The sequence below is a fragment of the Staphylococcus sp. CWZ226 genome, from assembly GCF_018986355.1.
GTDB classification, from domain to species: Bacteria; Bacillota; Bacilli; order Staphylococcales; family Staphylococcaceae; genus Staphylococcus; species Staphylococcus simulans.
Map to the genome: position 1 here is coordinate 241,704 of NZ_JAHMSB010000001.1, position 25,631 is coordinate 267,334.

The 25,631-nt window shown below is 35.2% G+C and carries 24 protein-coding genes; 10 read left to right on the forward strand and 14 right to left on the reverse strand.

The features are described 5' to 3' along the window. Positions 1–10: 10 nt before the first annotated feature. The 6 genes from KRR19_RS01175 to KRR19_RS01200 form a co-directional block, all read right to left on the reverse strand. Positions 11–340 (reverse strand): PTS lactose/cellobiose transporter subunit IIA, encoded by a 330-nt coding sequence (locus KRR19_RS01175; protein WP_002480473.1) that lies wholly within the window; start codon positions 338–340, stop codon positions 11–13. 335 nt (positions 341–675) lie between these two features. Further along, positions 676–1,290 (reverse strand): PepSY domain-containing protein, encoded by a 615-nt coding sequence (locus KRR19_RS01180; RefSeq protein ID WP_057510943.1) that lies wholly within the window; start codon positions 1,288–1,290, stop codon positions 676–678. Between the two features lie 189 nt (positions 1,291–1,479). Further along, positions 1,480–2,514, reverse strand: coding sequence for a serine hydrolase domain-containing protein (locus tag KRR19_RS01185; protein WP_234016161.1), 1,035 nt, complete (start codon positions 2,512–2,514; stop codon positions 1,480–1,482). Positions 2,515–2,724: 210 nt separating this feature from the next. After that, positions 2,725–3,876, reverse strand: a complete 1,152-nt coding sequence (locus KRR19_RS01190; RefSeq protein WP_156667015.1) for a serine hydrolase domain-containing protein — start codon at positions 3,874–3,876, stop codon at positions 2,725–2,727. A gap of 51 nt (positions 3,877–3,927) precedes the next feature. Beyond that, positions 3,928–5,580, reverse strand: coding sequence for a phospho-sugar mutase (locus KRR19_RS01195; RefSeq protein WP_156667014.1), 1,653 nt, complete (start codon positions 5,578–5,580; stop codon positions 3,928–3,930). A 128-nt stretch (positions 5,581–5,708) separates the two neighbouring features. Further along, entirely contained in the window at positions 5,709–6,182 is a 474-nt protein-coding gene (locus KRR19_RS01200) for an RrF2 family transcriptional regulator (protein WP_057510946.1), read from the reverse strand. A gap of 107 nt (positions 6,183–6,289) precedes the next feature. Here KRR19_RS01200 and KRR19_RS01205 point away from each other — a divergent pair, with 107 nt between their 5' ends. The 5 genes from KRR19_RS01205 (at position 6,290) to KRR19_RS01225 (ending at position 13,996) form a co-directional block, all read left to right on the forward strand. Then, entirely contained in the window at positions 6,290–7,228 is a 939-nt protein-coding gene (locus KRR19_RS01205) for a DMT family transporter (RefSeq protein WP_156667013.1), read from the forward strand. 208 nt (positions 7,229–7,436) lie between these two features. After that, complete coding sequence (locus tag KRR19_RS01210) at positions 7,437–8,699, forward strand: LCP family protein (protein ID WP_216733399.1); 1,263 nt, start codon at positions 7,437–7,439, stop codon at positions 8,697–8,699. Positions 8,700–8,717: 18 nt separating this feature from the next. Next, positions 8,718–9,188: a DUF2538 family protein gene (locus KRR19_RS01215; protein ID WP_002480465.1), complete on the forward strand. Its 471-nt coding sequence runs from the start codon at positions 8,718–8,720 to the stop codon at positions 9,186–9,188. Positions 9,189–9,283: 95 nt separating this feature from the next. Then, positions 9,284–9,706: a GNAT family N-acetyltransferase gene (locus KRR19_RS01220; protein WP_105966768.1), complete on the forward strand. Its 423-nt coding sequence runs from the start codon at positions 9,284–9,286 to the stop codon at positions 9,704–9,706. 444 nt (positions 9,707–10,150) lie between these two features. After that, on the forward strand, positions 10,151–13,996 hold the full coding sequence (locus KRR19_RS01225; protein WP_216733400.1) for a glucosaminidase domain-containing protein: 3,846 nt from the start codon (positions 10,151–10,153) through the stop codon (positions 13,994–13,996). A 109-nt stretch (positions 13,997–14,105) separates the two neighbouring features. Here the strand turns inward: KRR19_RS01225 and KRR19_RS01230 are convergent, their stop codons facing one another. After that, positions 14,106–14,525, reverse strand: a complete 420-nt coding sequence (locus tag KRR19_RS01230; protein ID WP_002480462.1) for a MarR family transcriptional regulator — start codon at positions 14,523–14,525, stop codon at positions 14,106–14,108. 149 nt (positions 14,526–14,674) lie between these two features. On the opposite strand from KRR19_RS01230, the gene KRR19_RS01235 reads away from it, so the two are divergent. Further along, positions 14,675–15,685 (forward strand): acyltransferase family protein, encoded by a 1,011-nt coding sequence (locus KRR19_RS01235; RefSeq protein ID WP_002480461.1) that lies wholly within the window; start codon positions 14,675–14,677, stop codon positions 15,683–15,685. A 156-nt stretch (positions 15,686–15,841) separates the two neighbouring features. Beyond that, positions 15,842–17,005, forward strand: a complete 1,164-nt coding sequence (locus KRR19_RS01240) for an aminotransferase class I/II-fold pyridoxal phosphate-dependent enzyme (RefSeq protein ID WP_216733401.1) — start codon at positions 15,842–15,844, stop codon at positions 17,003–17,005. 163 nt (positions 17,006–17,168) lie between these two features. On the opposite strand, the gene KRR19_RS01245 is transcribed toward KRR19_RS01240, so the two are convergent. From KRR19_RS01245 to KRR19_RS01265, 5 genes are all read right to left on the reverse strand, one after another. Then, positions 17,169–17,615, reverse strand: coding sequence for a MarR family winged helix-turn-helix transcriptional regulator (locus KRR19_RS01245; protein ID WP_002480459.1), 447 nt, complete (start codon positions 17,613–17,615; stop codon positions 17,169–17,171). 328 nt (positions 17,616–17,943) lie between these two features. Next, positions 17,944–18,762, reverse strand: coding sequence for a 1,4-dihydroxy-2-naphthoyl-CoA synthase (menB, locus tag KRR19_RS01250; RefSeq protein ID WP_002480458.1), 819 nt, complete (start codon positions 18,760–18,762; stop codon positions 17,944–17,946). Continuing rightward, positions 18,755–19,567, reverse strand: coding sequence for a 2-succinyl-6-hydroxy-2,4-cyclohexadiene-1-carboxylate synthase (menH, locus tag KRR19_RS01255; protein WP_057510951.1), 813 nt, complete (start codon positions 19,565–19,567; stop codon positions 18,755–18,757). The genes menB and menH overlap by 8 nt, the downstream gene beginning before the upstream one ends. Further along, positions 19,554–21,233 (reverse strand): 2-succinyl-5-enolpyruvyl-6-hydroxy-3-cyclohexene-1-carboxylic-acid synthase, encoded by a 1,680-nt coding sequence (gene menD, locus KRR19_RS01260; protein ID WP_060803877.1) that lies wholly within the window; start codon positions 21,231–21,233, stop codon positions 19,554–19,556. The genes menH and menD overlap by 14 nt, the downstream gene beginning before the upstream one ends. Beyond that, on the reverse strand, positions 21,226–22,578 hold the full coding sequence (locus KRR19_RS01265) for an isochorismate synthase (protein ID WP_105978574.1): 1,353 nt from the start codon (positions 22,576–22,578) through the stop codon (positions 21,226–21,228). Before KRR19_RS01265 ends, menD begins: the two co-directional genes overlap by 8 nt. Positions 22,579–22,818: 240 nt before the next feature. Between KRR19_RS01265 and KRR19_RS01270 the strand changes: the two genes are divergently transcribed. Then, the gene (locus tag KRR19_RS01270; protein WP_002480454.1) at positions 22,819–23,757 is read left to right on the forward strand and encodes a 1,4-dihydroxy-2-naphthoate polyprenyltransferase; all 939 of its coding nucleotides are present in this window, start codon (positions 22,819–22,821) and stop codon (positions 23,755–23,757) included. A gap of 42 nt (positions 23,758–23,799) precedes the next feature. Here the strand turns inward: KRR19_RS01270 and KRR19_RS01275 are convergent, their stop codons facing one another. Next, entirely contained in the window at positions 23,800–24,363 is a 564-nt protein-coding gene (locus tag KRR19_RS01275) for a GNAT family N-acetyltransferase (RefSeq protein WP_060803875.1), read from the reverse strand. 162 nt (positions 24,364–24,525) lie between these two features. Between KRR19_RS01275 and KRR19_RS01280 the strand changes: the two genes are divergently transcribed. Both KRR19_RS01280 and KRR19_RS01285 read left to right on the forward strand, forming a co-directional pair. Beyond that, complete coding sequence (locus KRR19_RS01280) at positions 24,526–24,732, forward strand: TM2 domain-containing protein (protein ID WP_002480452.1); 207 nt, start codon at positions 24,526–24,528, stop codon at positions 24,730–24,732. A 20-nt stretch (positions 24,733–24,752) separates the two neighbouring features. Next, positions 24,753–24,959 carry a hypothetical protein gene (locus KRR19_RS01285; RefSeq protein WP_002480451.1) on the forward strand — a complete coding sequence of 69 codons (207 nt, stop codon included), beginning with the start codon at positions 24,753–24,755 and terminating at the stop codon, positions 24,957–24,959. A 69-nt stretch (positions 24,960–25,028) separates the two neighbouring features. On the opposite strand, the gene KRR19_RS01290 is transcribed toward KRR19_RS01285, so the two are convergent. Continuing rightward, a complete protein-coding gene (locus KRR19_RS01290) occupies positions 25,029–25,631 on the reverse strand; it encodes a CPBP family glutamic-type intramembrane protease (RefSeq protein WP_002480450.1) in 603 nt (200 codons plus the stop codon).

Here is a 25,631-nt window from a genome sequence, read left to right on the forward strand (position 1 = left end):
CACCTGCTTATTAGTGTTTTAAATCACGGAGTTGTTCATATAAGTCAATCATGTAGTTTGCTGCGTCTCTCAAAGCCATTGTAGTCATCAAATGGTCTTGACCGTGAACCATGATAAAACTAATATCAGATGCTTCTCCTGCTGCTTCTTTCGCTAACATTTGTGTTTGTTCCTTATGTGCTTCTGTGATAAAGTTGTTGGCTTCAACAATGTGTTGACGTGCTTGTTCAAAATCGTTTTCTTTAGCAGCGGCTAAAGCTGCCATTACTTCTCGACGTGCATCACCTGCAATCGCAACGATTGTGAAACCAATCATCATGTTTTCTTCTTTGTTGCTCATGGTGTTTCCCCCTTAGGTTGAATTAAAATGTGTAATTTACAATTATCAACGCCAACGATACAACATGAACATATAAAAAATTATCGCAGCTTTTTATGTTCGTTATTGTTCGTTTTTGTTCGTTTTTGTTCACAATAATAATGTAACTTTTTAACTCGTACTAGTCAATTCAAATTTTAAAAATTATAGTTGTTTCAAGCGATTTATGACAAATAAGTTACATAATCTACATAAAATTGACAGCGCTTTAAAGATTTGAATGAATTCCCTTTCATTTTGACGTAAAAAAAGACTACCTAGGCATTAACCTAAGTAGTCCATTTCGTATTTAAAGATTAGTCATCTTTTTCATTTTTTAAAATTTTAGCTGTTTTCGCATCCAAGCTGAACTCTTGTTTAGAGTTGCCTTTTTGTAAGTCTACATCGTAAACGAATTTACCTTCGTCACTATCTCTTGATAATGACCATTCATGGATATCACCATTGAAGTTGTCTTTCGCTTTTTTGATGATTTCATCATAAGGTTTGAAGTCTTCATATTTGAATGATTTTGCTTTGTCATAATCATCTTCTTTTTCAGTTGATTTATTCATGACTTTGCCATCTTTACTGTTGATGATAACTTCTCCTTCTTCACCTTGTTTTTGTAAATCGATTTTATATGCCCATTTGCCTTGTTCTTTTTCAAATGAGATTTCTTTTAATTCACCATCATATTCTTTCTTAGCAGTTTTTACTGCATCTTCAGGTTGAGTTTTAATATCTCCTAGTTTAATAACGTTACTGTTTTTACCAGTCTCGCTTGTACCAGAAGTATCACCTTTTTGTTTTTGTTCTGTATTGGCTTTTTGTTCTGAATCATTTTTGTTTTCATCGCTTGATCCGCCTTGTCCACATGCAGCAAGTACTAAACCGGAAGCGACTAATAAAGAAAGCATTTTTTTCTGCATATCGATTCCTCCTTGTATTTATATACCCGTTACGCCATGAATTATTTAAATTATTCCCAATATTTTGTGTTATTATACATTTAAATATATTGTTTTCTCTTTATTTGAGAAATTGTTTCCAAACAAAATAGACTGTCTCGCTCTACATATCACTGTAGATGAAACAGTCTATTACTTCACTTTTTTATTCTACTGTTTTGCTTTTTTAGTAGGATCTGGTTGTTTCAGATAATCCATAAAAATCTTTTTCATTAATGTTTCATTCTTACCAACTGGTTTTTGATAGTTAGTGCCCATCACTAATATATAATCCTTATTGAAGTAGCAAGTAAATTGTTGCCCATAAAAGATACCATTCGCGCGCGCACTCTGACCAAAACTGTAAAAGCCATAACGATATGCATGTGGAAACTCTTTGGTGTTCACTTCATGTAAGAGTTGATTTGTAGTATGTGCATTAAACATCTTCTGATTTTGTAATGCTAAGACAAATTTCCCCATGTCTCTAGGTGCCATATACAAATTACCTGCCCCATAATATTGATCCATGTATGCAGGAAACTCTGGTATTTTTAATTCATTATAGCCTTTAGCCATATAAGGTTTATAAGCAGTGTTATTGTAAAAGGCTGTTTGGTTCAATTCATATGGTTGCACAAAGTTTTGATTGAAATAATCTGCATATGACATCTTAGTGACCGCTTCAATCACCCGCGCTAACACAATATAATTCGCATCATTATATTGATGCTTTCTAAACATATCCGGCTGCAACCCTTGTTCCTGCAACATATGAACTGCTCCATCTATACTATGGATATTCGTTTTCGGGCGAAACATTTGTATACCGCTTTGATGCAGCATAAAATCACGCAGAATCAAAGGTTCATTGGTTTGAAACCAAGGTAGATATTTTGTCACTTCATCGTTGATGTTGAGTTTACCTTCTGTTTCTAACTTTTTAAGCATCATACCTGTCATAAACTTTTGCGCTGACCCAATCAAATACATTGAATTAGGATTCGTCTTTTTACGATTGATAAAGTCTTGATAACCATATCCTTTATCCATCACGAGTTTACCTTGGTAATATATCGCAATATCACCATTGAACTTTTGTTTTTTCAAATATTCATCAATGGCTGTATAGCGCACATTCTTTTCATTCATTACAGTTTTATAACTTCCAACTTGAACTGATGGATGATTATCTTTAGTTTTCAAAAGGTTATGATGATGTCCGTATTGTTGAAAATGTTTCCAATTTAAATAATAGGTTATCACACCGGCTATAAGTGCGACCATTAGTATAAATATCATTATCTTTATTAGTTTTCTCTTCATTGTTGTCCTCTTCACTTGATGTCACGTCTTGAAATGATACGTTAGTTGATTTGATATCGTTTTTGTTTTGATATTAAAAAACGGTTTAAATCAAATGACTCTGCTTTTTTTAGTTGGATCTGGCTGATGTAATTGTTTCACAAAAATATCTTTCATATAGTGTTCATTAACGTATTTCGGATATTGATAGTTCGTTCCCATTACCACGATATAATCTTTGTTAAAATAGCTGGTCATTTGATGACCGAAAAACATACCGTTGACACGACTACCATTATCATAACTATAAAAGCCGTAACGATAAGGTTCATTATAGGTTGGTGTGTGTAATTCGTATAACAACCCTTCCGTATCTTTTGGAGATAAGATTTTATTTTCTTGCAAGTTTGCGATCAGCTTTGCCATATCTCTCGTTGACATAAACAAATTACCTGCACCGTAGTAATGGTCCATAAATTTTAAAGTCATCGGTTGTTTTTCAGCATTGTAACCTTGTGCCATAAACGGTTGATATTGTGTTTCATTATAGAAAGCTGTTCTATATAATTGGTTCGGATTTTTTAATTTTTCATCAAAGTATTGATCAAATGATTTGTGTGTCACTTTTTGAATAACATCAGACAATATAATGTAGTTCCCATCATTATATTGATGTTTATGATATTTACCCGGTTGAATGCCTGCACGTTGTAACTCTCTCGCAACATCTTCATTACTGTGTGCTGTATTGCTGCCTGTAAATTTCTTTAAACCGCTTCGATGCAGCATTAAATCCTTCAAATAAAGGGGTTGCTCTGTTTTAAACCACGGCAAATATTTATCCAATCGGTCATTAATATTTATTTTGCCTTCACTTTCTAATTGTTTCAATAATAAGCCTGTTGTGAACTTTTGAGAAGAACCGATCAAATACATAGAGTTCGGTGTATTTTTCTTATTCTCTTCAAAATTTTGATAGCCATACGCTTTGTCCATAATTAACTGACCCTTATGAAAAATCGTAATTGTACCGTTAAAACCTTTTCCTTTTAAATATGCATCAATTTTAGGGTCTACTGCATTATCTTTCATTACAGTATAGTAATTTGCTTTTTCTTTTGACTGTGCGTTTTCACTTATTTTCGGCAGTTGATGCTGACTATAGCTTTGATGATGTTTCCAATTTAAATAAACCGAAAATACACCGACTAACAACGTAACTACAACGACAAAGATAATGCCGTTCTTTATTCTTCTATTCATTCATTTCCTCTTTTATCGATATGTCTTTCTTGTTTGTTTAATTCATTTTTATTAATCCAAATACGTTTGTTCAAATTGTGTAACAACAGCTTCTAAATCTTCAACATTTAATGAGAAGTACACTTTGATTTTAGGTTCTGTACCTGAAGGTCTTAACGCGATAAAGCCTTCATCTAAAATGAAGCGGATTAAGTTGCTTTGTGGTAATGTTGTTTCCACTGTTTGATGATTGACTAAGTCTGTAATGGTCTTCGTTTGATAATCTTCAATTTGTTTCACTTTTAACCCAAGTAATGTATCTGGTTGTTCTTTTCTGAAACTTTCAAGTAAATCATTTATTTTTTGTCTGCCTGAAGCACCTTCAAATTTAGGTGAAATCGTTTTGTCTTTGAAGATACCTGTCAAAGCATAAACTTCATCTAAGACACCTTTAAACGTTTTACCTTGTTGGGCTAATTCATTTTTGTATTTAACCACTAATGGAATCATTTGAATCGCATCTTTGTCTCTTGAGAATGGTGCTGCTAGATAACCATGGCTTTCTTCATAACCTAATACCAATTGTTCATCAGTATCTTGTTTGTTTTGAAGAATTTCAGAAATAAATTTGAATCCTGTTAAAACTGTATTACTTTCTAAATCTAATGCTTGTGCTAAGCGATCACTGGCTGCACTGCTGACGATGGATTTCACCATGTATAACGGTTGGTTTGTACCTTCTGCTTTTAATTGGTCATAACGTAATTTTAATAAGATTAAGCCGATTTCATTACCGTTGAAGTAACGGTGTGTACCATCTTTGTAGCGTTCGATCATGCCGAAGCGGTCAGCATCAGGATCCGTTGCTAAAATCAATTGGGCATCTTCTTGATCCGCTAAACGTAAACTATACGTAAAGGCTTGTTCTTCTTCTGGGTTCGCATAAGCAACTGTCGGGAAGCTGCCGTCAGGTTGTGACTGTTCTTTTTCGATGACATAATTGCTGTAATTTAATTTTTCAAAGATTTCGGATAGAATCGGTAAACTTGTACCATGTAAACTTGTTAACGCAATTTTTTCAGTTTGCGTTGGAATTGAATCAACTAATTTAATTACTTCTGCTTTATAAGCTTCTGTAACATCCTCTGATAAGTATGTAATGAAGCCATTGTTTAGTCCTTCTTCAAAATTTCCGCCTTCAATGTCTAATGGATCTTCAATTTGATTAATATAACTACTTAACATCTCAGAAGGTTGAGGCAATAATTGACCGCCGTCTGCACCATAAATTTTAATTCCATTATATTCTTTAGGATTATGACTAGCTGTAATCATAACACCAGCGTCTGCTTCTAAATAACGTACCGCAAATGATAATTCAGGTGTAGAATTATAACGTTTGCCTACTACAGCTTTCACTTCATATTGTGCTAGTACTGCTGCGATTTCATGTGCGAATTCTTCTGATAAGAAACGTGTATCAAAATGAATCACGACTAATGATTCAGGTTTATGTTCGCTTAAATATTTAGCTAAACCTACCGCAACTTTACGCACTGTAAAGGCATTTAAACGGCCAGGTCCTAAACCGATTAACCCTCTGATACCTGCTGTACCAAAAGCGAGTGTATCTTCAAATCCTTCATTTTTAATATTTTCAGTTTGATCTTTATAAAACACTGAAACTAAACTTTCATCTATCTTGTTTTCCCAATTCAATTTCATACTTACTTATGCTCCTCTCTATGATTTAAATCTACTATAAGTCAATAGTCCTCAATAATAGATAATATTACTTCACTTCAATAGTTTTATTATAACTTATGTTTTTCAGATTGACATACATCTCTGGACTAAATATTCTCACTGACCCAAGACTGAAGTTCTGTTAAATCATAATGGTTTTTTATATCTTTTGATACATTTTCAAGTGTAATACTAGTTAAAGTATTTATTAAAGTTTCCTCAATAATTGTTAATGATTCAGTTACCGCACATTTTTGTGCTTTTTCACCTTCATTTTCACCTAAAAAATTACGTAACAAGTGTTGGCTCGCGAATATTTTCCCTCTGCCTTCTACTGCCATGAACACATCATAAAATGTAATTTCTTCTAGAGGTTTTTCTAATGAAAATCCACCATTTTTACCTGGCGTTGAAATAATCAGCCCTTCATTTACGAGTAACTTAATAATTTTCTTTAAATATGAATGTGAAGTATTTAATCGTTCGCTTAAAGCAAGTGAATTGATACTTTTTCCGTCAGGTAATTCATTTAATATAAGTAAAACATAGATAGATTGTTCCCATCCTGATGATAATTTCATATTGACACACCATCCTTAAAGTTTTAATTTATACATTAGAGATAAACAATATCCCTAATAGAGATTTATACTTACAATTATTGTATAATTTTTTCTGATTTTTTTAAATGAAAGTGAGGGAATATACCAGGGAAAAGCTAAGTACTAAACATACGTTTCTTTTCAGTATAATTTTCACAACAATTTTTATGGGTTCTTCGTTTCCTACAGGAAAATATTTAATATCCGTTGATGGTACACCTCCATTTTATATTGGCGGATGGCGTTTTTTAATTGCAGGTCTACTTATGTTATTAATCACCCTTGCTTTACGTGATTGGCGTCCACTCGTGCCCGCTTCAAATCAAAACATTACTAAAGGAACAATCCTTGTCATTGTTATTGGCTTACTGCAAACAGCTGGTACAATGGGCTTTTTAAATTTATCAATGGCTAAAGGATTGTCATCTTCAATGTCATCTATCATTTTATTTACAAACCCTTTATGGTTAGCATTTTTAGCCCATTTTCTATTAAATGATAAATTGACAAAATTAAAAGTATTAGCGTTATTTCTAGGTATTACAGGTGTAGTAATCTGTTTAGGGTTAGATAAATCAACTTTAGGTATCGGTGCATTTTATGCACTCTTAGGATCTTTATGTTGGGCTGTCAATACAGTAGTCACTAAAATGGTTTCTTTCGATAAAGGGCCATGGGTCCTCACAGGTTGGCAACTATTTATCGGCGGGTTTATCATGTTAATTATTTCTGTTGTTTCCAGTGAACATTACCATATTTTAGACTTAAGCTTTTTTGGCTGGTTTAATTTAATATGGCTTATTATCCCAGCATCTATCGGATCGTTCGGCTTGTGGTTTTTAAGTCTTCGTATCGGTGGAGCTACAGTCGCAAGCAGCTTCTTATTTTTAGTCCCAGTTTCTTCAACAATTTTCTCTATTATTTGGTTGCATGAGAAATTTACTTTCAGCTTAGTAATCGGCGGTTTATTTGTAGTGATTGCTTTAATAATCGTTAATCATCATTCAGCACAGTCAAACGAGTGATGTAATTTATTAGAAGTTTTTCTGATTTATCTTTAGTAATCTGCTGTTTTGTGAAATAATAAGTGGGATACAAAGTTTGTAATTTAGCCATATTAGTATTAAAATATATGGTTATAATGAGCAAAATTATCGGCAATCCATGAGCGGTGCATTAGCTGCCTATTTATAGGATTGCTACATCTTAAAATTGAAACCGGGAGCAAGACTAATGAATAAAATTTTCAAGTATTTTTTAATACTTCTTTCACTCGTCCTGGTCATTATTCCTATTATTTTCGCAGTGATGTTATATAAAACTTCTAGAAGCGCAATCGATTCATCGTTCAGCGATAATTCCAATAGAGTATCGAATTTACGTGATGGTAAAGTCAATCCTGCAAAGGAGCCGATTTCTATACTTTTTTTAGGAATAGATGATAACAAAGGCAGACGAGAAGGCGGTCAAGCCACTGAGAAGTCACGCACAGACGCAATGATTCTTTCAACATTCAATCCTGATAAGAAACAGGTCAGAATGTTAAGTATTCCACGAGACACTATCAGTTATATTCCTAAAGTCGGTTACTTTGATAAAATCACACATGCGCATGCATTTGGTGGACCGAATGCTTCAATGGATGCAGTAGAAGCTACATTAAATGTACCAGTCGATTACTATGTACGTATTGATATGGACGCTTTCGTACAAGCTGTTGATGAACTTGGCGGTATTTATTATGATGTGCCATACAATTTAAATGAGCCGAATACAGGCGATGATGGTCGTATTAAAGTCAAAAAAGGCTATCATAAATTAAATGGCGATCAAGCATTAGCTGTAGCTAGAACAAGATATCATGATTCCGATTTAAAACGAGGACAACGTCAAATGGATTTAATTAAAATCCTCGCAACAAAAGCGCAAAAATTAGATAAAGTAAACAAACTTGATAACTTAATTAAAATTGTAGGTAAAAACTCAAAACATAACCTTTCAAACAAAGATATCCAAAAATTACTTACGACTTACCTTCCAGCTGATTTAGATATTAAAACAGCCCAAATCGAAGGAGATAACGAATTACTTAATGGTATCTATTATTACAATCCAGATATCAAAAGCATCAAGAAATATGCGAACTTACTACGTTCGGATTTAGGTCTATCTAAAATCAAAGATAAAGATGAATTCTTAAACGAACGCGTTATCAAACAATATGGTGAGTTAATACCATTAACACCAATTGATGACAGTTTACTAAGAGACAATCAAAAAGATACGACTGAAGATGAAGAATCTGATGACCAATCTCAAGATGAACAATCAAATAATAATCAACAATATGATAATTCGGGTAATGAACAGTGGAATAACCAACAAAATCCAAATAACGGCTTTAATCAAAATCAGAACCCAGGTAATCAACAAAATCCGAATATGAATAATAACCCAGCGCAGCAACAAGCGCCTTCTGGTCAAGACTTTTATTAGAAAGAGGAGCGATAACGTATGCCACGTAAAACCTATGAGAAATTAAATAATATCAATGGAATGTTCGGTATTTTAGAGCAACAAATCATCCACAGTAAAGATATGGCACATTTCAGAAATGAATTCTTCTATGTGAACCATGCGCATAGAGAGAATTATGAAGCGTTACTGCTTTACTATAAAGATAGTGTTGAAAATCCATTTATTGATGGTGCTTGTTATATCGTTGCCCTACCTGAAATCTTTGATCGTGTAGACGTATTCGAATCTGAACTACCCTTCTCTTGGGTTTATGATCAAAATGGAATTACTGAAACCATGAAAAGCATCAGTGTTCCAATTCAATATTTAATTGCGGCAGCTCTTGAAGTGACTGACGTTAATATCTTTAAACCATCAGGTTTCACAATGGGTATGAATAACTGGAATATTGCGCAAATGCGTATATTCTGGCAATATACAGCCATTGTGCGTAAATATGCCCAATAATTAATTAATCGTTACAGCGCATGAATGCATGCATCTGTAACGATTTTTTTGTACGCTTATATCGTATCTAAAAAATAAATATGAGGATGATGAATATGTTTAAAATCGCAAAAAGCAAAAAGGAAATGCAAGATGTGTTTGATGTAAGAATCGAAGTCTTTGTGCATGAACAAAATGTACCTTTAGAAAATGAATTGGATGAATTCGAAGATGTCTCTAAACATATTATCGGATATGATGATAACCAACGCCCTATTGCGACTGCACGTTACAGAGATTACAATGGTGTTGCAAAAATGGAACGTGTTGCAGTTTTGAAAGATTACAGAAAACAAGGGATTGGTCGCGATTTAATGAAATATATTGAAACAATTGCGAAAGACGATGGATTTTCAAAAGCAGTTTTAAATGGTCAAATTCAAGCACAAGCTTTTTATGAATCACTGGGTTATAAAGCCGAGGGCGACGTATTTCTAGAGGAAAATATTGAACATATAACAATGTCGAAAGCGTTATAATTTCTATGAAATTTACAATTTTTATAGATTAAAAGCCATATTAATGTAACCTTTAGTAACTATTTACTTTATAAACAATTGAGTACTCACATTAAGGTTTGATTACAAATCGATTAAAAACCTCTCTATCCTACTTTAGTCGTATTATAATATATGAAAATGATATATTACATAGTTTTGACATAGTGTCATATTCATTCAGTCTGCTAGTAGCTTTGTGTGTAGAAATGATATGACCTGGATAAATGTTAATAATGCGTTTCAACAACTACCAATGTGTTAATAACATCATCAAGTCATCTATTTTCTAACGTCACCCACAGATTTGAACTTCACTGACGTTAAGAATCAAACATCTAGGAAATTCAGAATTACCAATCCAGACGTTTATCTACAGACTGTAATATATTCAAAATAATATATTGTTAAAAGGAGTATCATTTTATGTCTAAAAAGTTTCATTACAAAACCCCAGCAATCATTGCATTAACAATCGCAGGATCTGCTATTACAACGCACCAAGCATATGCGCAAAGTAATTCAGAAACTTCAGAACCTACAAATACTACAAGCAATGTAAACCAGAATCAACAGCCGACAGGTAATCAAACGGCTCAAAATCAACAAGCAACTCAGGATACAGCTAAAACTATTGCTGGTACACAACAATACAAAGACCCTACACAAGTACAGCCAAAAGAAAATGATGAAAATTTGAGTTACGATTCTAAACTTGATCAATTAAATAATCAAGCAGAACCAAGTAATGAAGCAAATGCACAACCAACTGCAGATGCTCAAAACAATACAACTGATCAACCTGCTAATGTTACACAACAAGATACAGAACAAACAAATGCACAGGCTCAAAATGCGCAGGTAACAGAACAACAAAAATTAGCTGAACAACAAGCTCAAGCTGCTCAACAACAAGAACAAGCAAATAAACAACAAACTCAAGAAGCACAACAAGCTGTTCAAAAACAAGTTGTATCTGAACAAAACAAAGCTTCTCAACCTGAAGCACAAACATCAGTAAATCAAACAACACCTCAAAAAGTTGAACAACCTAAAGCAACAACATATGCAGCACGTTCAACTGAACCTGTAACGACTTTCCGTTCAGTACAACAACCAACACAAACTGCAGCACGTTCAGTACAACAACCTACGCAAACAGCAACGCGTTCAGCACAAACTACACAAACTGCAACACGTTCTGCGCAACCTGCACAAACAACTTATAGTGCACCTAAACCATCACTACCAAAATATAAACCAACAGTGAAATCATCAATCAATGATTACATTCGTCAACAAAATTACAAAGTACCAACGTATGAGCAAGATTATTCTTCATACATTCCTAAATATAATTATCGTTATGGTAAACCTGAAGGTATCGTAATCCATGATACAGCGAATGAAAATTCAACATTGAATAACGAAGTTGCTTATATGAAAAACAACTGGCAAAATGCCTTTGTTCATGGTTTCGTAGATGGTAATCGTATTGTTGAAACAGCGAACACAGACTACCTTGCATGGGGTGCTGGTCCAGTAGCCAACGAACGTTACATTCACATGGAACTTGTGCATACACATGATAAAGATTCATTTGCGCGTCAAATGAACAATATCGCTGACTATGCAGCAACAAACTTACAATATTATGGTTTAAAACCAGATAGTGCTGAATATGATGGTCGTGGTACAGTATGGACTCACCGCGCAGTTTCAAACTTCTTAGGTGGTACAGACCATGTCGATCCACATGGTTACTTACAATCACGCGGCTATAACTATGATGCGTTATATGATTTAATCAATGAAAAATATTTAATCAAAGAAGGCGTTGTCGCACCTTGGGGTACTGCATCAAATACAACAACACAACCGACTCAACCAACAACTAAACCGACAACAAAACCGACAACAAAACCTAGCACAAATACATCTCAATTAAAATTAATTCCAGTAGATTCACTAGGTCGTCTCAACAACACTAACAACGGTTTATATAAAACAGTTTATGATAAAGCTGGTGTTCAAAACTCAAACTTAAATAACCAAACATACCGCTTAACTAAAAAAGCGTTATTAGGTGACAAATCATTCTACTTAATCAGTGATTATAATAAAGGTACAAATTATGGTTGGGTACAAACTGGCGACATCACATACAAAGTCGGCCATCCTGTTACAACTAATACTAAAACTTATGGTGTTCAATCAGGCACTAAATTATACAGCACACCTTGGGGTACTGATAAACAAGCTGTCGCAACTGTTTCAGGTACAGGTGCACAAGCATTTAAAGCTTCTAAACAAACAGAAGTCAGCCCTACTCAATTTGTATACGGTACTGTAAACGGTAAATCTGGTTGGGTAGATATCGCTAAATTATCTAACTACACTGCACCTAAAACAACAGTCAACAAACCAACAACACAAGTAAAAGGTGTAAGTACTACAACACCTTCTAAAACAACAACGACTAAAAAAGCTGTGAAACCAGCGACAAAACCTGCCGCAAAAACTACAACTAAAACTGCGGTTAAACCTACTGCTAAACCTGTTGCAAAAACAACGACTAAAACAGTAGTTAAACCTGCAGCTACAACAACTAAAAAAGTTGTTAAACCAGCAACTAAACCAACTACTGCAGTTAAAACTACTAAAACAGCGGTTAAACCTGCAGCGAAGAAAGTTGTTAATACAGTAAAATCTGTAGCGAAAACAACTGCTCAAAAAGTTCAACCTACTGCAAAAGCAGCTACAACAACTAAAGCAGTTTCAAAACCAGCAACAACAAAAGCTGCAACACAAACAACTAAAGCACCATTAAACAAAACAATTACAGTAAACAAATTAGGTCAATATGTATCTGATAACTACGGTTTACGTGCAAGTGTTTATGATAAAAAAGGTGCGAAAGCTGCGAAATTCTTAGATTACACATACAACATCACTAGAGAACGTAACCAAGACGGTACATTATACTACTTATTACAAAATATCGGTTTAACTACGCCACTTGGTTGGGTTAACGCAAAAGATGTAAGAGTTGCGGATAAAGGTCTTGTAACACCTACATCTCAACAATACAGCGTTAATACAAAATCAAATGGTCTGTACACAACACCTTGGGGTACAGCAAAACAATTAATTGATCCATTAACAAAACAAAATGGTACATTCAAAGCAATTAAACGTACTTTAGTCAACAAAACACCTTATGTATACGGTACTGTAAATGGTAAAACTGGTTGGGTCGCTGAAAAAACATTAACACCTAAAACAACAGCTAAAGCTGCGACAACTTCAGCACAAAAACAACAACCAGCTGTGAAATACAACCACGACTATATCGTGACAAGCAATAAAGGTTATTACTACAAAACACCGAATGGCCAAGTATTAGGTTCATTAAAAGACCAATTCGGTAACATCATTACAGTTTTCGAAAGACAAGTAGTTAATGGTGTGACTTGGTATCATGGTGTCTTAGCTAACGGACAAACAGCTTGGGTTAAAGCTGCAGATGTTCGCAATACATTGACACGTACAAATGTTTCTGACTACTCATTTGATCAAGCAGTCGCAAAACAAATGAACTTACCTTGGTCACCTAAAGTTCAACACGTGCCTGGTCAATGGGATGATGCATCAGAAGATGAAGTAAGAACTGCGATGGACCCTAGAACTATCACAGAAGATGCGACACAAAAATATCAATTCTTACGTTTAGACAAAGCACAAGCCCTTTCAGCAAGCAGTGTAAATAAATTACTTGAAGGTAAAGGGATTTTAGAAGGCCAAGGTGCAGCTTTCACACAAGCAGCTAAAACATATGACATTAATGAAATCTATTTAATCTCACATGCCTTACTTGAAACTGGTAACGGTACATCTGCTTTAGCTAATGGCGGTTATGTCAACAACGCCAACAAAGTTGTGACAAACGAACCTAAAAAATACTACAATATGTTCGGTATCGGTGCGATTGACACAGATGCAGTACGTGGCGGCTTCAAAACAGCAGCACACTACGGTTGGGATACTGTAGAAAAAGCGATTATGGGCGGAGCTAAGTTCATCACAAGCGACTACTTAGATAGAGGTCAAAACACACTTTACCGCATGCGTTGGAATCCAAGCGAACCAGCTACGCATCAATATGCGACTGACATCAACTGGGCAAGCCACAATGCGACAAGAATGAAACAAATGTATGATAAAATCGGTGAAACTGGTAAATACTTCGATACAGATATTTATCGCGTTTAATCCAAATTATCATTTTGATATTTGAAAAGGACCTGCAGCGTAATAATAAAATGCTGCAGGTCCTTATTCATTAAAATACGGTATACAAGTTCTGTATACCGCATTCTTTTTAAATGTAAAAGGTTTTTTTATTTAATTTTGCTAGTAAGTTATATAATGTTTCCACATCTTCAGCGGATAACTCTTCACAGTGTTTTTGTAACCATTCTCGGCGAGCGTCATTAATTTGATTGATTAATTCTTCGGATTTCGGCGTGACACTTAATACTTTACAACGTAAATCATGGTTCGATTGAATACTGATCACATAACCTAAATTGACGAGTTTTTTAATCCATCTTGAAACAATAGATTGTTCCTTTCCGATTTTCATTGTTAAATCATATTGTGATAAACTATGATGCTCATTCAAAATTCGTAAAAGTTCAATTTGTTCAGTTGTTAAATTAGCGCGTTGCCCAAAACGTTTATTTACGATAATCAAATCATTGTGTGTCAGTGTTATTTGTTGTTCAAGTTGTTTAAACATAGATGTTATACCCCGCTAGTTTTAATATACATATTATAAGTTTTTTGCGGAAAATACACAACATTAACTTGCAAAAGTTGTTTATCTTGCATTTAAGTTGGTATGTATAATACGTTAAGATTATCTAAAATCTCAAAAGGAGTTTACATATGCATAAATCACTATCCCATAGAGATTATTATTTTGATAATGCCCGTGCCTTTTTAATTTATTTAGTGGTATTCGGACATTTATTAAACCCTTATGTAGAAGGACATAAGCACATGGGTGCACTGTATTTATTAATATACAGTTTCCATATGCCCTCTTTCCTATTTATAAGTGGTTACTTTGCGAAAAATATCGGTAAGCCGGATCATTTAGAAAAAGTTGCGAAAAAACTATTAGTACCTTATTTTGTGTTCTTTAGTTTCTTCTCAATCTATTATTATCTGACAGGTAAAAGCAGTCACTTGCAGTTGGATCCATTTGATCCTGTCTTTGCGTTATGGTTCTTAATTACACTCTTTATCTTTCATGTTGTCTTAGTGATTGTAAAGAACTATAAAGCTTATTACGTATTACCGATCGCTGTAATAGTGTCTTTATTGGCAGGATTCTCTTCTGATATCGACGGCTATATGAGTTATTCAAGAACGATTGTGTTCTTCCCTATTTTCTATCTAGGGTTTTTAATGAATAAACATCAAGCGATGTTACTGAGAAATAAGAAGTTAATTCCAATTTCATTATTGATTTTAGTTGGATTCTATATCGTATATATGATTCATCCGATTAATTCTGATTGGTTGCTCGGCAGCTCACCATATAGTTCTTTGGATGGTCCTGACGTCTATAGTCCATTGAAACGTCTATTGCTCTATATCATTATTTGTGCCACGATGTTCTCATTCTTGAACCTAATCCCTTCAGGATTACATTGGTTTACGTATATTGGCCAACGTACTATGTACATTTATCTGTTACACGGTATTGCGATTGGATTGATTCGAGGCTTTAAACTTTATCCTTTCCAAGACCCAGTTACGTTGTGGACTTACCTATACTTGATTGGTTTAACAGCACTCATTGTCTACCTGTTATCCACAAACTTTGTAGCAAAATGGACCAATCCAGTCATCAACCTCAAGTCACCATCAAAATTTAAATCTAAATTATAAAGCATTGTGAGGCAAATCAACTTTGCCTCACTTTTCTTTTGACAATTATCGACTTAAAATTAAAGCAATTCAGACTTTTTGACGGTTTTCAGTGTTACAATATGATAAGATAGCATTTACTTACATAATGCAGTAATCAATTGAGGTGTTAACAGAGTGAAATTATCTTTAAATACAAATTCTAAATTTTTACGTGCGCCAAGCATCAGACAATTTTCAAGCCGAATTAAAAATATACCGGATTGTATCAACTTAACAATCGGTCAACCTGACTTCCCTATGCCTGATGTGGTTAAAGACGCGTATATTAAAGCGATTGAAAATGATGAAACGAGTTATTCTCATAATAAAGGCTTAATGGAAACAAGAAGTGCCATCCGTCAATACTTCAACCTTCGTTATAATGTGGATTACACAGAAGAAGAAATTATTGTGACGAATGGTGCAAGTGAAGCTATTGATACAGCTTTACGCAGCATCTTAGAACCTGGAGATGAAATCATTATTCCTGGTCCTATTTATGCAGGCTATATTCCATTGATTGAAACATTAGGCGGTCATCCTGTTTATGTAGATACTACACAAACAGACTTTAAAATTACGCCTGAAGCAATTCGTTCACATGTAAACGATAAAACAAAAGCGATTCTTTTAAACTACCCTACCAATCCAACAGGAGTTATTTTAAATAGAACAGAAGCTGAAGCGATTGCTGAAGAGCTACAACAACACGAAATTTTTGTGTTAAGTGACGAAATTTATGCTGAAAATACCTTTAAAGGTAAACACACATCCCTTGCGGAATTTGAAGGTTTACGTGATCAATTATTATTAATCAGCGGTTTAAGTAAATCTCATTCAGCTACAGGTATCCGTATTGGCTTTTTACTAGGCCCTGAGTACTTAATAAAGAAATTGACATTCATGCATGCCTATAATACGATTTGTGCCAATGTACCCGCTCAAATCGCTTGTATCGCTGCGTTAACAGATGGCATCGATGCGCCAAAAGCGATGAATAAAGCATACAAAGAACGTTTGGCTTATTTAAAACAACGTTTACTTGATATGGGCTTTAAAATCGATGCTGAACCTGAAGGTGCATTTTATATTTTCCCGAGCCTTGCGCCATTCGGTATTGAAGATGACTTTAATTTCTGTGTCGATGCTTTAGAAAAAGATCATATTGCGATGGTACCTGGTTCTGCTTTTACAGATGCAGGTAAAGGTCATATTCGTATTTCATATGCTTATGACTTAGATACCATCAAAGAAGGTATGGATCGTCTTGAAAATTATTTAAATCAGTATGTAAAATAAATCATCATTAAGAAAGTGAGATAGACTAGTTCGCTAGTTCTACCCCACTTTCTTTTTTATTCTTTTTAATGTGCGAGTTATCTTAATATTATCCCTAAAAAAATTATCCTCTCTTATGAGCATAACATTCCCTCTTTATTCTCAGTATTTCTTGTTGACTTGACTATACTTCTGGTTGACTTAGATTCTTTTGTGCGAAACCACGCATCATGTTATAGTAATCTTCTTTTTCATCAGAATCTAAATTCAATTGATTAATTACTTGTGTTGAAATGTTTTTGAATTGTGCTTTTAATTCTTTTCCCTCTTCAGTTAAACTTAACATCACTTTTCGTTCATCTTCAGGTAGCCTTTTTCTAATGACCAAGTTCTTCTTTTCTAAGCGCTTTACAATTGGACTGATTGTCCCTGAATCTAAAAACAATTTATTGCAAAGTGTTTTCACAAACACTTCTTCATCATCTTCAATATAAGATAAGACCATATAATTTGGGAAGCTGATATTGTATTGTTTCAGAAACTTGTTAAAACGGTTGATCACTTCTTTTGTTGTGATATAAAAAAGAAAACATAAGTCGTGATCTAAATTCTTCTTTGTGCTATTACTCATATAATTTCACCTCTACCTTAAAATATATTCAACATCATAATGAATGTCAATGAAATAGTTTTATTTATTAAGTAAATTTGTACTTGCTTTATATAATTTGTTTAACTCACTCCGCAAAATAAAACACACAATAATACACATAAAATAAAGAGTTATGCCGACTTTAAAAATATATTAATCCTAACGTGCACTTTATAATTTTAATCGCTGGACGTGCATTTTTTATTTACCTAATAAGTAAAAAAACGACATAAAAAGCCTCCCGCTTCACACCCAAAGGTATGAACACGAGAGACTTAATAAGAACCTCATCTAAATGATTAATCTATTATGGGAATTTAGGGAATTGATCAAAGTCAGGTTGACGTTTTTCTTTAAATGCGTCACGACCTTCTTTCGCTTCATCAGTTGTGTAATAAAGTAAAGTTGCATCCCCAGCCATTTGTTGAAGACCTGCTAAACCGTCAGTATCAGCATTCATTGCTGCTTTTAAGAAACGTAAAGCAGTTGGTGAATGTTGCATGATTTCTTGACACCATTGTACTGTTTCATCTTCAATTTGGTCTAATGGTACAACTGTGTTGACTAAGCCCATATCTAAAGCTTGTTGTGCGTCGTATTGACGGCATAAGTACCAGATTTCACGCGCTTTCTTGTGACCTACGATACGAGCTAAATAACCTGAACCGTAACCTGCGTCGAATGAACCGACTTTAGGTCCAGTTTGACCGAATCTTGCATTGTCTGCAGCGATTGTTAAGTCACATACGACTTGTAATACGTTGCCGCCGCCGATTGCATATCCACGAACCATTGCGATGACTGGTTTAGGAATAACACGGATTAAACGTTGTAAATCTAATACGTTTAAACGAGGAATTTGGTCGTCGCCAACATATCCGCCGTGACCGCGAACTTTTTGGTCGCCACCTGAACAGAATGCCATGTCGCCTTCACCTGTTAAGATGATTACAGAAATACGTTGATCATCGCGTGCACGTGAGAATGCGTCAATCATCTCTTGAACCGTTTTTGGTGTGAATGCATTACGCACTTCTGGACGGTTGATTGTAATTTTAGCAATACCATCGAAAAACTCATATTTTATCTCTTCATATTCTTTAATTGTTTCCCATTGTCTAGTCATTTTGCTCCTCCTTATTTAAAAAACCTAATATTAGTATATCAAATTGTGTTGGTTCTTCCACGTGAACCGTATGGCCAGCACCTTCCACAACATGAACTTCACTGTTTGGAAGTTGCTGATGCATCTTATGCGCAAGTTCCACAAACTTTTCGTCATACTCGCCGACAATCAGAGAGACCGGCAGCTGAAGTTGCGCAAGTTCTGGCCATAAATTCGGCATATGACCTGTGCCATAGTCACGCAGTGCTTTCGCCAAACCTTTTGGATCTTGTGCTAAGCGCATTGCACGATGTTTCTGGCGTTGTTCTTTTGTCATCATCTCTGCTTGGCTCGCAAACAATGGTAATTTCTCCCAATCATTCACAAACACTTCAATGCCCGCAATTTCTAATACTTTAGCTCTTGCTTCATCAACTTGCTGACGTTCTTTTTGCGCTGTTTCATCTGCAATGCCTGGTGAAGCACTTTCTAAAACCAAACCTGCTAGGTCTAATTGACCATGTAAGGCATAATACAATGCTGCACGGCCACCCATAGAGTAGCCATGTAAATAGATATCATAAGCTTTAAATTGTACGAGTACATTATCTAACGCATCGCAAATAAAATCGAAATCCCATTGCTTAGTTCTGTCGCTGTTATCTTGACCATGTCCAGGCAGTTCTATCGTTACGACAGCTGCTGCTTCAGTCAGTTTGTCAATGTGTGAACTAAATGATGTCGCATCACTGATAAATCCATGCAACAAAACAAGCAAGTTATGATTTTCTGTTGTTTGACTGTCATAAAAATTATAATTCAACATTCGCAATATCACTCAATTTCTGATATAGGATTTGGTGTTGTTGACGATTGTCTTCACGGTCTGTACGAATTTCATAAATGTATGATTCTAATTGTGATAATGGCGTGAATTTAAAATCTTCGACAGAATCCATTAAGGCATAGTTGAAATCATACAACATGGCCGCATGTTTGAACTCAAGATGCGTCGGTGTACCGAATAAACGTTCAAAGTATTTCGCTGCTGATTCTTTTTGCGGCAGATAAGAGAATATACCGCCGCCATCATTATTCAACAACACAATATTTAAATGAATATCATTCAATTTAGCCATCAACAAACCGTTCATGTCATGATAGAAAGCTAAATCACCGATTAACAATGTCACTTTCTTATGCACTGCCATACCGATTGCAGTAGAAACGACACCATCGATACCATTAGCACCGCGGTTGGCATAGATTTCCGCTTCACTATTTACAAATAGATTATCCACATCTCTAATTGGCATAGAATTGCTGACAAATAAAGCATCTTCTTTAGTAAGTTTATCTAATAAGATACCGACATTCGCCGCTTCGTCTGTCGCATGATCGATATAATTTTTTACTTCGATTTTTGCACGACTATCCATATCTTGCCATTGGGATAACCAACGTTTACGATAAGCTGTCGGAATATCGCCAAGTGCACGGAAGAAGTCGTTTGGTGTCATTTCAAATGTAATATCTGCCGGTGTTGGGAAAGCATCTGGCTGCGCACTGTTTTGTACCGCAATTTGATAAGCATCTGTAGCTTTCAACCATTGATTTAATTTCTTAGATAATACTGGTTTGCCGACACGAATCACAAAATCAATATCTTTCGGATCTAAGCCTGCACGAAATAGTAAGTCATACGTTGAGATAATATTCGGGTGACCTGATTGACGCAGACCTGAAAGCGGACCTGCTAAAATAGGCAAGTCATGGACCGTCGCAAATGGTAACAACTCTCTCACATCTTGATGCTGCATATCGCCGACAATGACGAAACCACGTTTTTTCTTCAAGATTGGCTTAATAGCTTCAACCGTAGCTGTCTTTTGATATTTAGGTATGACTTTTTCGTTAGTTGTTAACCATTCTGTCATCTCGAAATCTGGTGTCAACGGTTCTCTAAACGGCAAGTTAAAATGTACAGGTCCACGTTTGGGGCCTTCAAAATATTGACTTGCAATCTGCATTTGGAAACGAATAACATCTTCAGTTGAACCTGTAGTGTCATCAGCTAATGGCATATCAAACTGATGACGTACAAAGTTTTGGAACATGTTGACCTGGTTCAACGTTTGCGGCGCACCAATGCCACGTAATTCGTGTGGGCGATCGCTTGTTAATACTACTAACGGCAAGTTGCTGATATCACTTTCAGCCACTGCTGACGTATAGTTGGTTGCTGCTGTTCCTGACGTACATAAAATAGCAACAGGTCGATTGCTGCCCTTAATCAATCCGAGCGCAAAGAATGAAGCACTGCGCTCATCTGGGTGAATCCATGTCTTAATACCTGGGTGTGCTTCAAACGCTAAAGCAAGCGGTGTTGAACGAGACCCTGGACTAATGACAACTTCTCTGATGCCGTATGCATAGATTTCTGAAGCTAACGTAAACACTTGTTTGGTTAATAAAGTTTGATGATTATCCATGATTTTCGACTCCTAAAGCATTCATCATCGGAGTAAATTTAAGTGTAGTTTCTTCTAATTCACTCTGTGGATCAGACTGCTTAATAATACCGCAACCTGCAAATAAAGTTGCTTGTTTCTTTTTAATCAGCATAGAACGGATTGCGACGATAAATTCACAATTATCTTCCATATCAATATACCCTACTGGCGCACCATACAGACCTCTTGTTCCGAACTCTTTTTGTTCGATAAAGTCCATGGCTTTTTCTTTAGGATAACCGCCTAACGCAGGTGTTGGATGCAGACGGTCTAGTAAGCCAATATAGGTATTATTTTCTAACGCCCCTGAAATCTCTGTGTATAAATGATACAAATGATCATTTTTTAGGATTTTAGGATGCTTATTATATTCTACATCTGTAACGTACGGCTCAATATCATCTAGAATACTTTGCACCACAAAATGATGCTCTTGCAAGTTTTTCTCATCTTTCAAGAAAGCATCTACGTGTTTTTGATCTTCAGTTTCATCAGATGTACGTTTAATTGTCCCTGCAACTGCTTTCGTCGATAACACTTGGTTTTCGACTTCCATCAGCTGTTCTGGCGTTTGTGAAAAGAACACAGACCCTTCCGATTGCATTACGAATATATAGCTGTTGGATTCGTTGTGCATCGCATTTTCTAACACATATGCGATATCAATTGGTCGATCAAAGCGAATCATACGTCTGCGTGCTAAAACGATTTTTTCTTCATCATTCATAGAATCTATGGCTTCTTGTACAAGTTCTAACCATTCTTCTTTATAGATATCTTCACTGCGAACTACATCCCCAATAGGTTGTGTCGGTTCTACTTTCGTTTCTGCAACTTGTTGTACAAGTTCATGTAGGTCTTCTATATTAAACTCTTCTCTTAATACTGTATAAGTGACGAATGTTTCTGAAGCTGTCATCGTAATTAATACTTTCGGCAACACGAAATGGTTCAAGCCGAATTGACGCCACTCGTCATCTGATTTATGACTTGAAAATTGGAAACCTCCACACACTTTTAAGTGATGTTTATTTGAATCTGGATGGATAAGTGCGATATCATTTTTATAATTTTCCCATTCACGGAAAATGGTTTGTTTATTTTCATAGTCATTTTTAAATTTTAAAAGCGCGTTATATCCGAAAAAGGCCGTTTCTCCTGTATTCTCCCTGAAGTAGAAGCGGTCATCTGCTTTATCTTCTGTCATTTGGAAAAGCATGATTGGGTTCGTCGGCTGGTCGATTTTAACCTCCACTGAAACCCATTTTTCACGGCTTTCATATATTGCGTCGAGAATTTGATCATCCTTGACACTTACAGTCATCTATCTCACTTCTTTCATCATTCTACTTAATCACATTATCTCATTGTATCATTTTTTATCTTTATCTGTACTTTGATTTGCACATTTATTATTTACTATTTTTACATGATTTGACCTTTCTCTTTCTATTGCTTAAAATAAATTTATTAATCAGAATGCAGATAATTTATAATAGAATCTTTGTGTCTTAAAATCCGCAATCTGAAATTTGGTATTTTTAAGTGTTAAGAAGGAGAAACCATGTCAAAACAATATCAGGAATTTTCAACTGTTCGAAAATATTGGCTGTTGATGCGTCCTCACACTTTGACTGCAGCTGTTGTACCTGTATTAGTCGGTACAGCGACAGCAAAGTTATTCTTATTAGGTAGTGAAGACCATCTTAAGTTCAGTTTGTTTTTAGCGATGTTACTTGCTTGTCTTTTAATTCAAGCAGCCACAAATATGTTCAACGAGTATTATGATTTCAAGAAAGGTCTTGATGATCATACATCAGTGGGCATCGGCGGTGCGATTGTACGTAACGGCATGAGCCCGAAACTCGTGATGAACTTAGCCATCGCCTTTTATGTGATTGCTGCGCTAATCGGTTTATTTATCGCTTCACAATCTTCTTATTGGTTAATCCCAATCGGAATCTTGTGTATGGCAGTCGGTTATCTGTATACAGGCGGTCCCTTCCCAATTTCTTGGACACCTTTTGGAGAGTTGTTCTCCGGCGTCTTTATGGGACTGATTATTATTTTAATCGCGTTCTTTATTCAAACAGATAACTTACAAGGTTATGCTGTATGGATCAGTGTACCGATTATTATCACAATTGGCTTAATTAATATGGCCAATAACATCCGAGACCGTGTCAAAGACAAAGCAAGCGGACGCAAAACATTACCGATTTTATTAGGTAAAGCCAATTCTATCCGCTTCATGGCCCTCATGTACATCATCGCTTATGCATGGGTCATTTATACTGTTTTCTTTGTACCTGGCGGTTCAATCTTTTACTTACTCGTACTGTTATCATTCCCGTTCCCTATCAAAGCCATTCGTCGTTTCAAAAAGAACGATACACCTGCTGAAATGATGCCAGCTATGGCAGCAACAGGTAAAACAAACACAGTATTTGGTTTACTGTATGCATTAGGGATTTATATCAGTGCGTTATTAGGCGGTATTTGATGATGATAAAGAGATTGGAACTTTTAGTTCCAGTCTCTTTTTTTATCCTTCTTGAGGTTCAATGACCATGTGATAATAATCATGGCCATATAAATCAATCACACCTTCACTATGAAACCCTAAACGTTCGTAAAGTCTGAACGCACCTGTGTTTACTAAATCACAGCTCAAGCTCAGCTTATATGTTTTAGAGTGATGGATGACAGATTCCATTAACTGTGTCGCAATTCCTCTTCCTCTATATTTGGGGAAAACAGCCACAGTTTCGATATATAGCTCATCTGATTTTGCTTCTCTTAAAGGTAAAGGTGTTCCTATTGCTTTCGCTTCTTTTGGTAAATCTAACTTCAACCAATTTTCTTCTAAATCCATTTCATCTTTACCAAGATACGTAATAATAACGCCAGCGACTTCCCCTTCAACATCGTAAACTTGTACATTGTCGTAATAACAACGATAAGGTATTTCTGTAATACTTTGTTCCAGCCATTGAATGACATGAGATTTATCAAATCGTTTTACAATCGGCAACTCCATATCTTGCCAGATAATATATGTTAATTCTGCAATAGCACGTTTATCAGTTGGTTTAGCAGGTCTAATCATTGTTTTCTCCTTTATGTGTTTAGTTATTATCATTCACTATATAGTTTAACAATCATTTATATTGTTTGTTCACTTATTATTTTAACATTTGTATTATTGGAAAGTTTGTATTTCATCATTCATAATAAAGGTATCACTTAAATGGAGAAAGGAGCAATCAGCATGAAAGTAAATAAAATTGTTTATATTGTACTTGCACTGTTCCTCGGCAACTTCGGAGTGCACAGATTCTACGCAGGTAAAAACGGCTCAGGCCTTTTACATTTAGCGTTCTTCTGGACAGGCATTCCACATGTGATCGCGATTATCAGCGCAATCAATACAATGCTATTCAGACCAGCAGACAAACATGGTAATATCACATTTTAGTTAAATGGAGTTGAAACTATATGAATAAAGCAACGATTCTAACGTATTTAAATGAAAATCCTGCTAAATATCTTGTCCTTTATATGGACAACGGCAATGAAATTTCAGTAGAAGCCGTTGAAGAGAATTCAAATGCAGGCGCATTACACGTTACAGAACCATCAGAATATGTAGTAGATATTTCCAAGATTTCTTATTTCGAACTTTTAGAGCGTTCAACGTATTAATTAAGATATAGCAAAAAGAACCTGTCCAAGCTTTAGATAAGCTGACAGGTTCTTTTTTGTCCTTTTGAATTAAGGATGAAAAATCAGTAATAACACCACTGCCACAATTTGTGCAACAGAAGTTGTAATAATTCGACGCGTATAATAATAGCTGATTGATAGAATAGCTTGTACGATGAAAATAAAAATGCATAACCAGATTTGATCGAAGTAGAAAAAGAGTGAACTTGATGCGAGTGCAGTAATCACAATCGCTGCCCAAGCCGGTAACTTAAGATTCAACAATTGTTTTTGCAGTACCGTACGCATATAAAGTTCATGACAAGGAATCACAAAGAGTAATGTCACTAAAATCTGCCATTTAAAGTAAACGCCAGAACGTGATAAATCTTTAATCAATGATGTATACGTTAAATCTTGTGACATTAAAGACATAATCAACTGTACAATGATTAATGCGATTGCGGTTAAAATACCGATACCGATAGACGTCAACAATCGTTTAGATTCTAAATCACGTTGATAAAAGACATAACTGATACCCGCAAACAACATAATGCCTGTATACAGATACCAATATTCTTGTCGTTCTCCCCACATGATAAATAAGATGATGTGGAACACTACAAAGCTTATCACAAACCATAGTAATGCTTTTGTATTAGTTTTCAT

Coding starts and splice junctions, on each gene's coding strand:
- KRR19_RS01275 (WP_060803875.1), bottom strand. CDS start 24,363: ATGATTAGACCTGCTAAACCAACTGATAAACGTGCTATTGCAGAATTA.
- KRR19_RS01270 (WP_002480454.1), top strand. CDS start 22,819: ATGTCAAAACAATATCAGGAATTTTCAACTGTTCGAAAATATTGGCTG.
- KRR19_RS01265 (WP_105978574.1), bottom strand. CDS start 22,578: ATGACTGTAAGTGTCAAGGATGATCAAATTCTCGACGCAATATATGAA.
- KRR19_RS01190 (WP_156667015.1), bottom strand. CDS start 3,876: ATGAATAGAAGAATAAAGAACGGCATTATCTTTGTCGTTGTAGTTACG.
- KRR19_RS01225 (WP_216733400.1), top strand. CDS start 10,151: ATGTCTAAAAAGTTTCATTACAAAACCCCAGCAATCATTGCATTAACA.
- menB (WP_002480458.1), bottom strand. CDS start 18,762: ATGACTAGACAATGGGAAACAATTAAAGAATATGAAGAGATAAAATAT.
- KRR19_RS01210 (WP_216733399.1), top strand. CDS start 7,437: ATGAATAAAATTTTCAAGTATTTTTTAATACTTCTTTCACTCGTCCTG.
- KRR19_RS01285 (WP_002480451.1), top strand. CDS start 24,753: ATGAATAAAGCAACGATTCTAACGTATTTAAATGAAAATCCTGCTAAA.
- KRR19_RS01200 (WP_057510946.1), bottom strand. CDS start 6,182: ATGAAATTATCATCAGGATGGGAACAATCTATCTATGTTTTACTTATA.
- KRR19_RS01290 (WP_002480450.1), bottom strand. CDS start 25,631: ATGAAAACTAATACAAAAGCATTACTATGGTTTGTGATAAGCTTTGTA.
- menH (WP_057510951.1), bottom strand. CDS start 19,567: ATGTTGAATTATAATTTTTATGACAGTCAAACAACAGAAAATCATAAC.
- KRR19_RS01195 (WP_156667014.1), bottom strand. CDS start 5,580: ATGAAATTGAATTGGGAAAACAAGATAGATGAAAGTTTAGTTTCAGTG.
- KRR19_RS01245 (WP_002480459.1), bottom strand. CDS start 17,615: ATGAGTAATAGCACAAAGAAGAATTTAGATCACGACTTATGTTTTCTT.
- KRR19_RS01205 (WP_156667013.1), top strand. CDS start 6,290: ATGAAAGTGAGGGAATATACCAGGGAAAAGCTAAGTACTAAACATACG.
- KRR19_RS01280 (WP_002480452.1), top strand. CDS start 24,526: ATGAAAGTAAATAAAATTGTTTATATTGTACTTGCACTGTTCCTCGGC.
- KRR19_RS01175 (WP_002480473.1), bottom strand. CDS start 340: ATGAGCAACAAAGAAGAAAACATGATGATTGGTTTCACAATCGTTGCG.
- KRR19_RS01180 (WP_057510943.1), bottom strand. CDS start 1,290: ATGCAGAAAAAAATGCTTTCTTTATTAGTCGCTTCCGGTTTAGTACTT.
- menD (WP_060803877.1), bottom strand. CDS start 21,233: ATGGATAATCATCAAACTTTATTAACCAAACAAGTGTTTACGTTAGCT.
- KRR19_RS01215 (WP_002480465.1), top strand. CDS start 8,718: ATGCCACGTAAAACCTATGAGAAATTAAATAATATCAATGGAATGTTC.
- KRR19_RS01220 (WP_105966768.1), top strand. CDS start 9,284: ATGTTTAAAATCGCAAAAAGCAAAAAGGAAATGCAAGATGTGTTTGAT.
- KRR19_RS01235 (WP_002480461.1), top strand. CDS start 14,675: ATGCATAAATCACTATCCCATAGAGATTATTATTTTGATAATGCCCGT.
- KRR19_RS01230 (WP_002480462.1), bottom strand. CDS start 14,525: ATGTTTAAACAACTTGAACAACAAATAACACTGACACACAATGATTTG.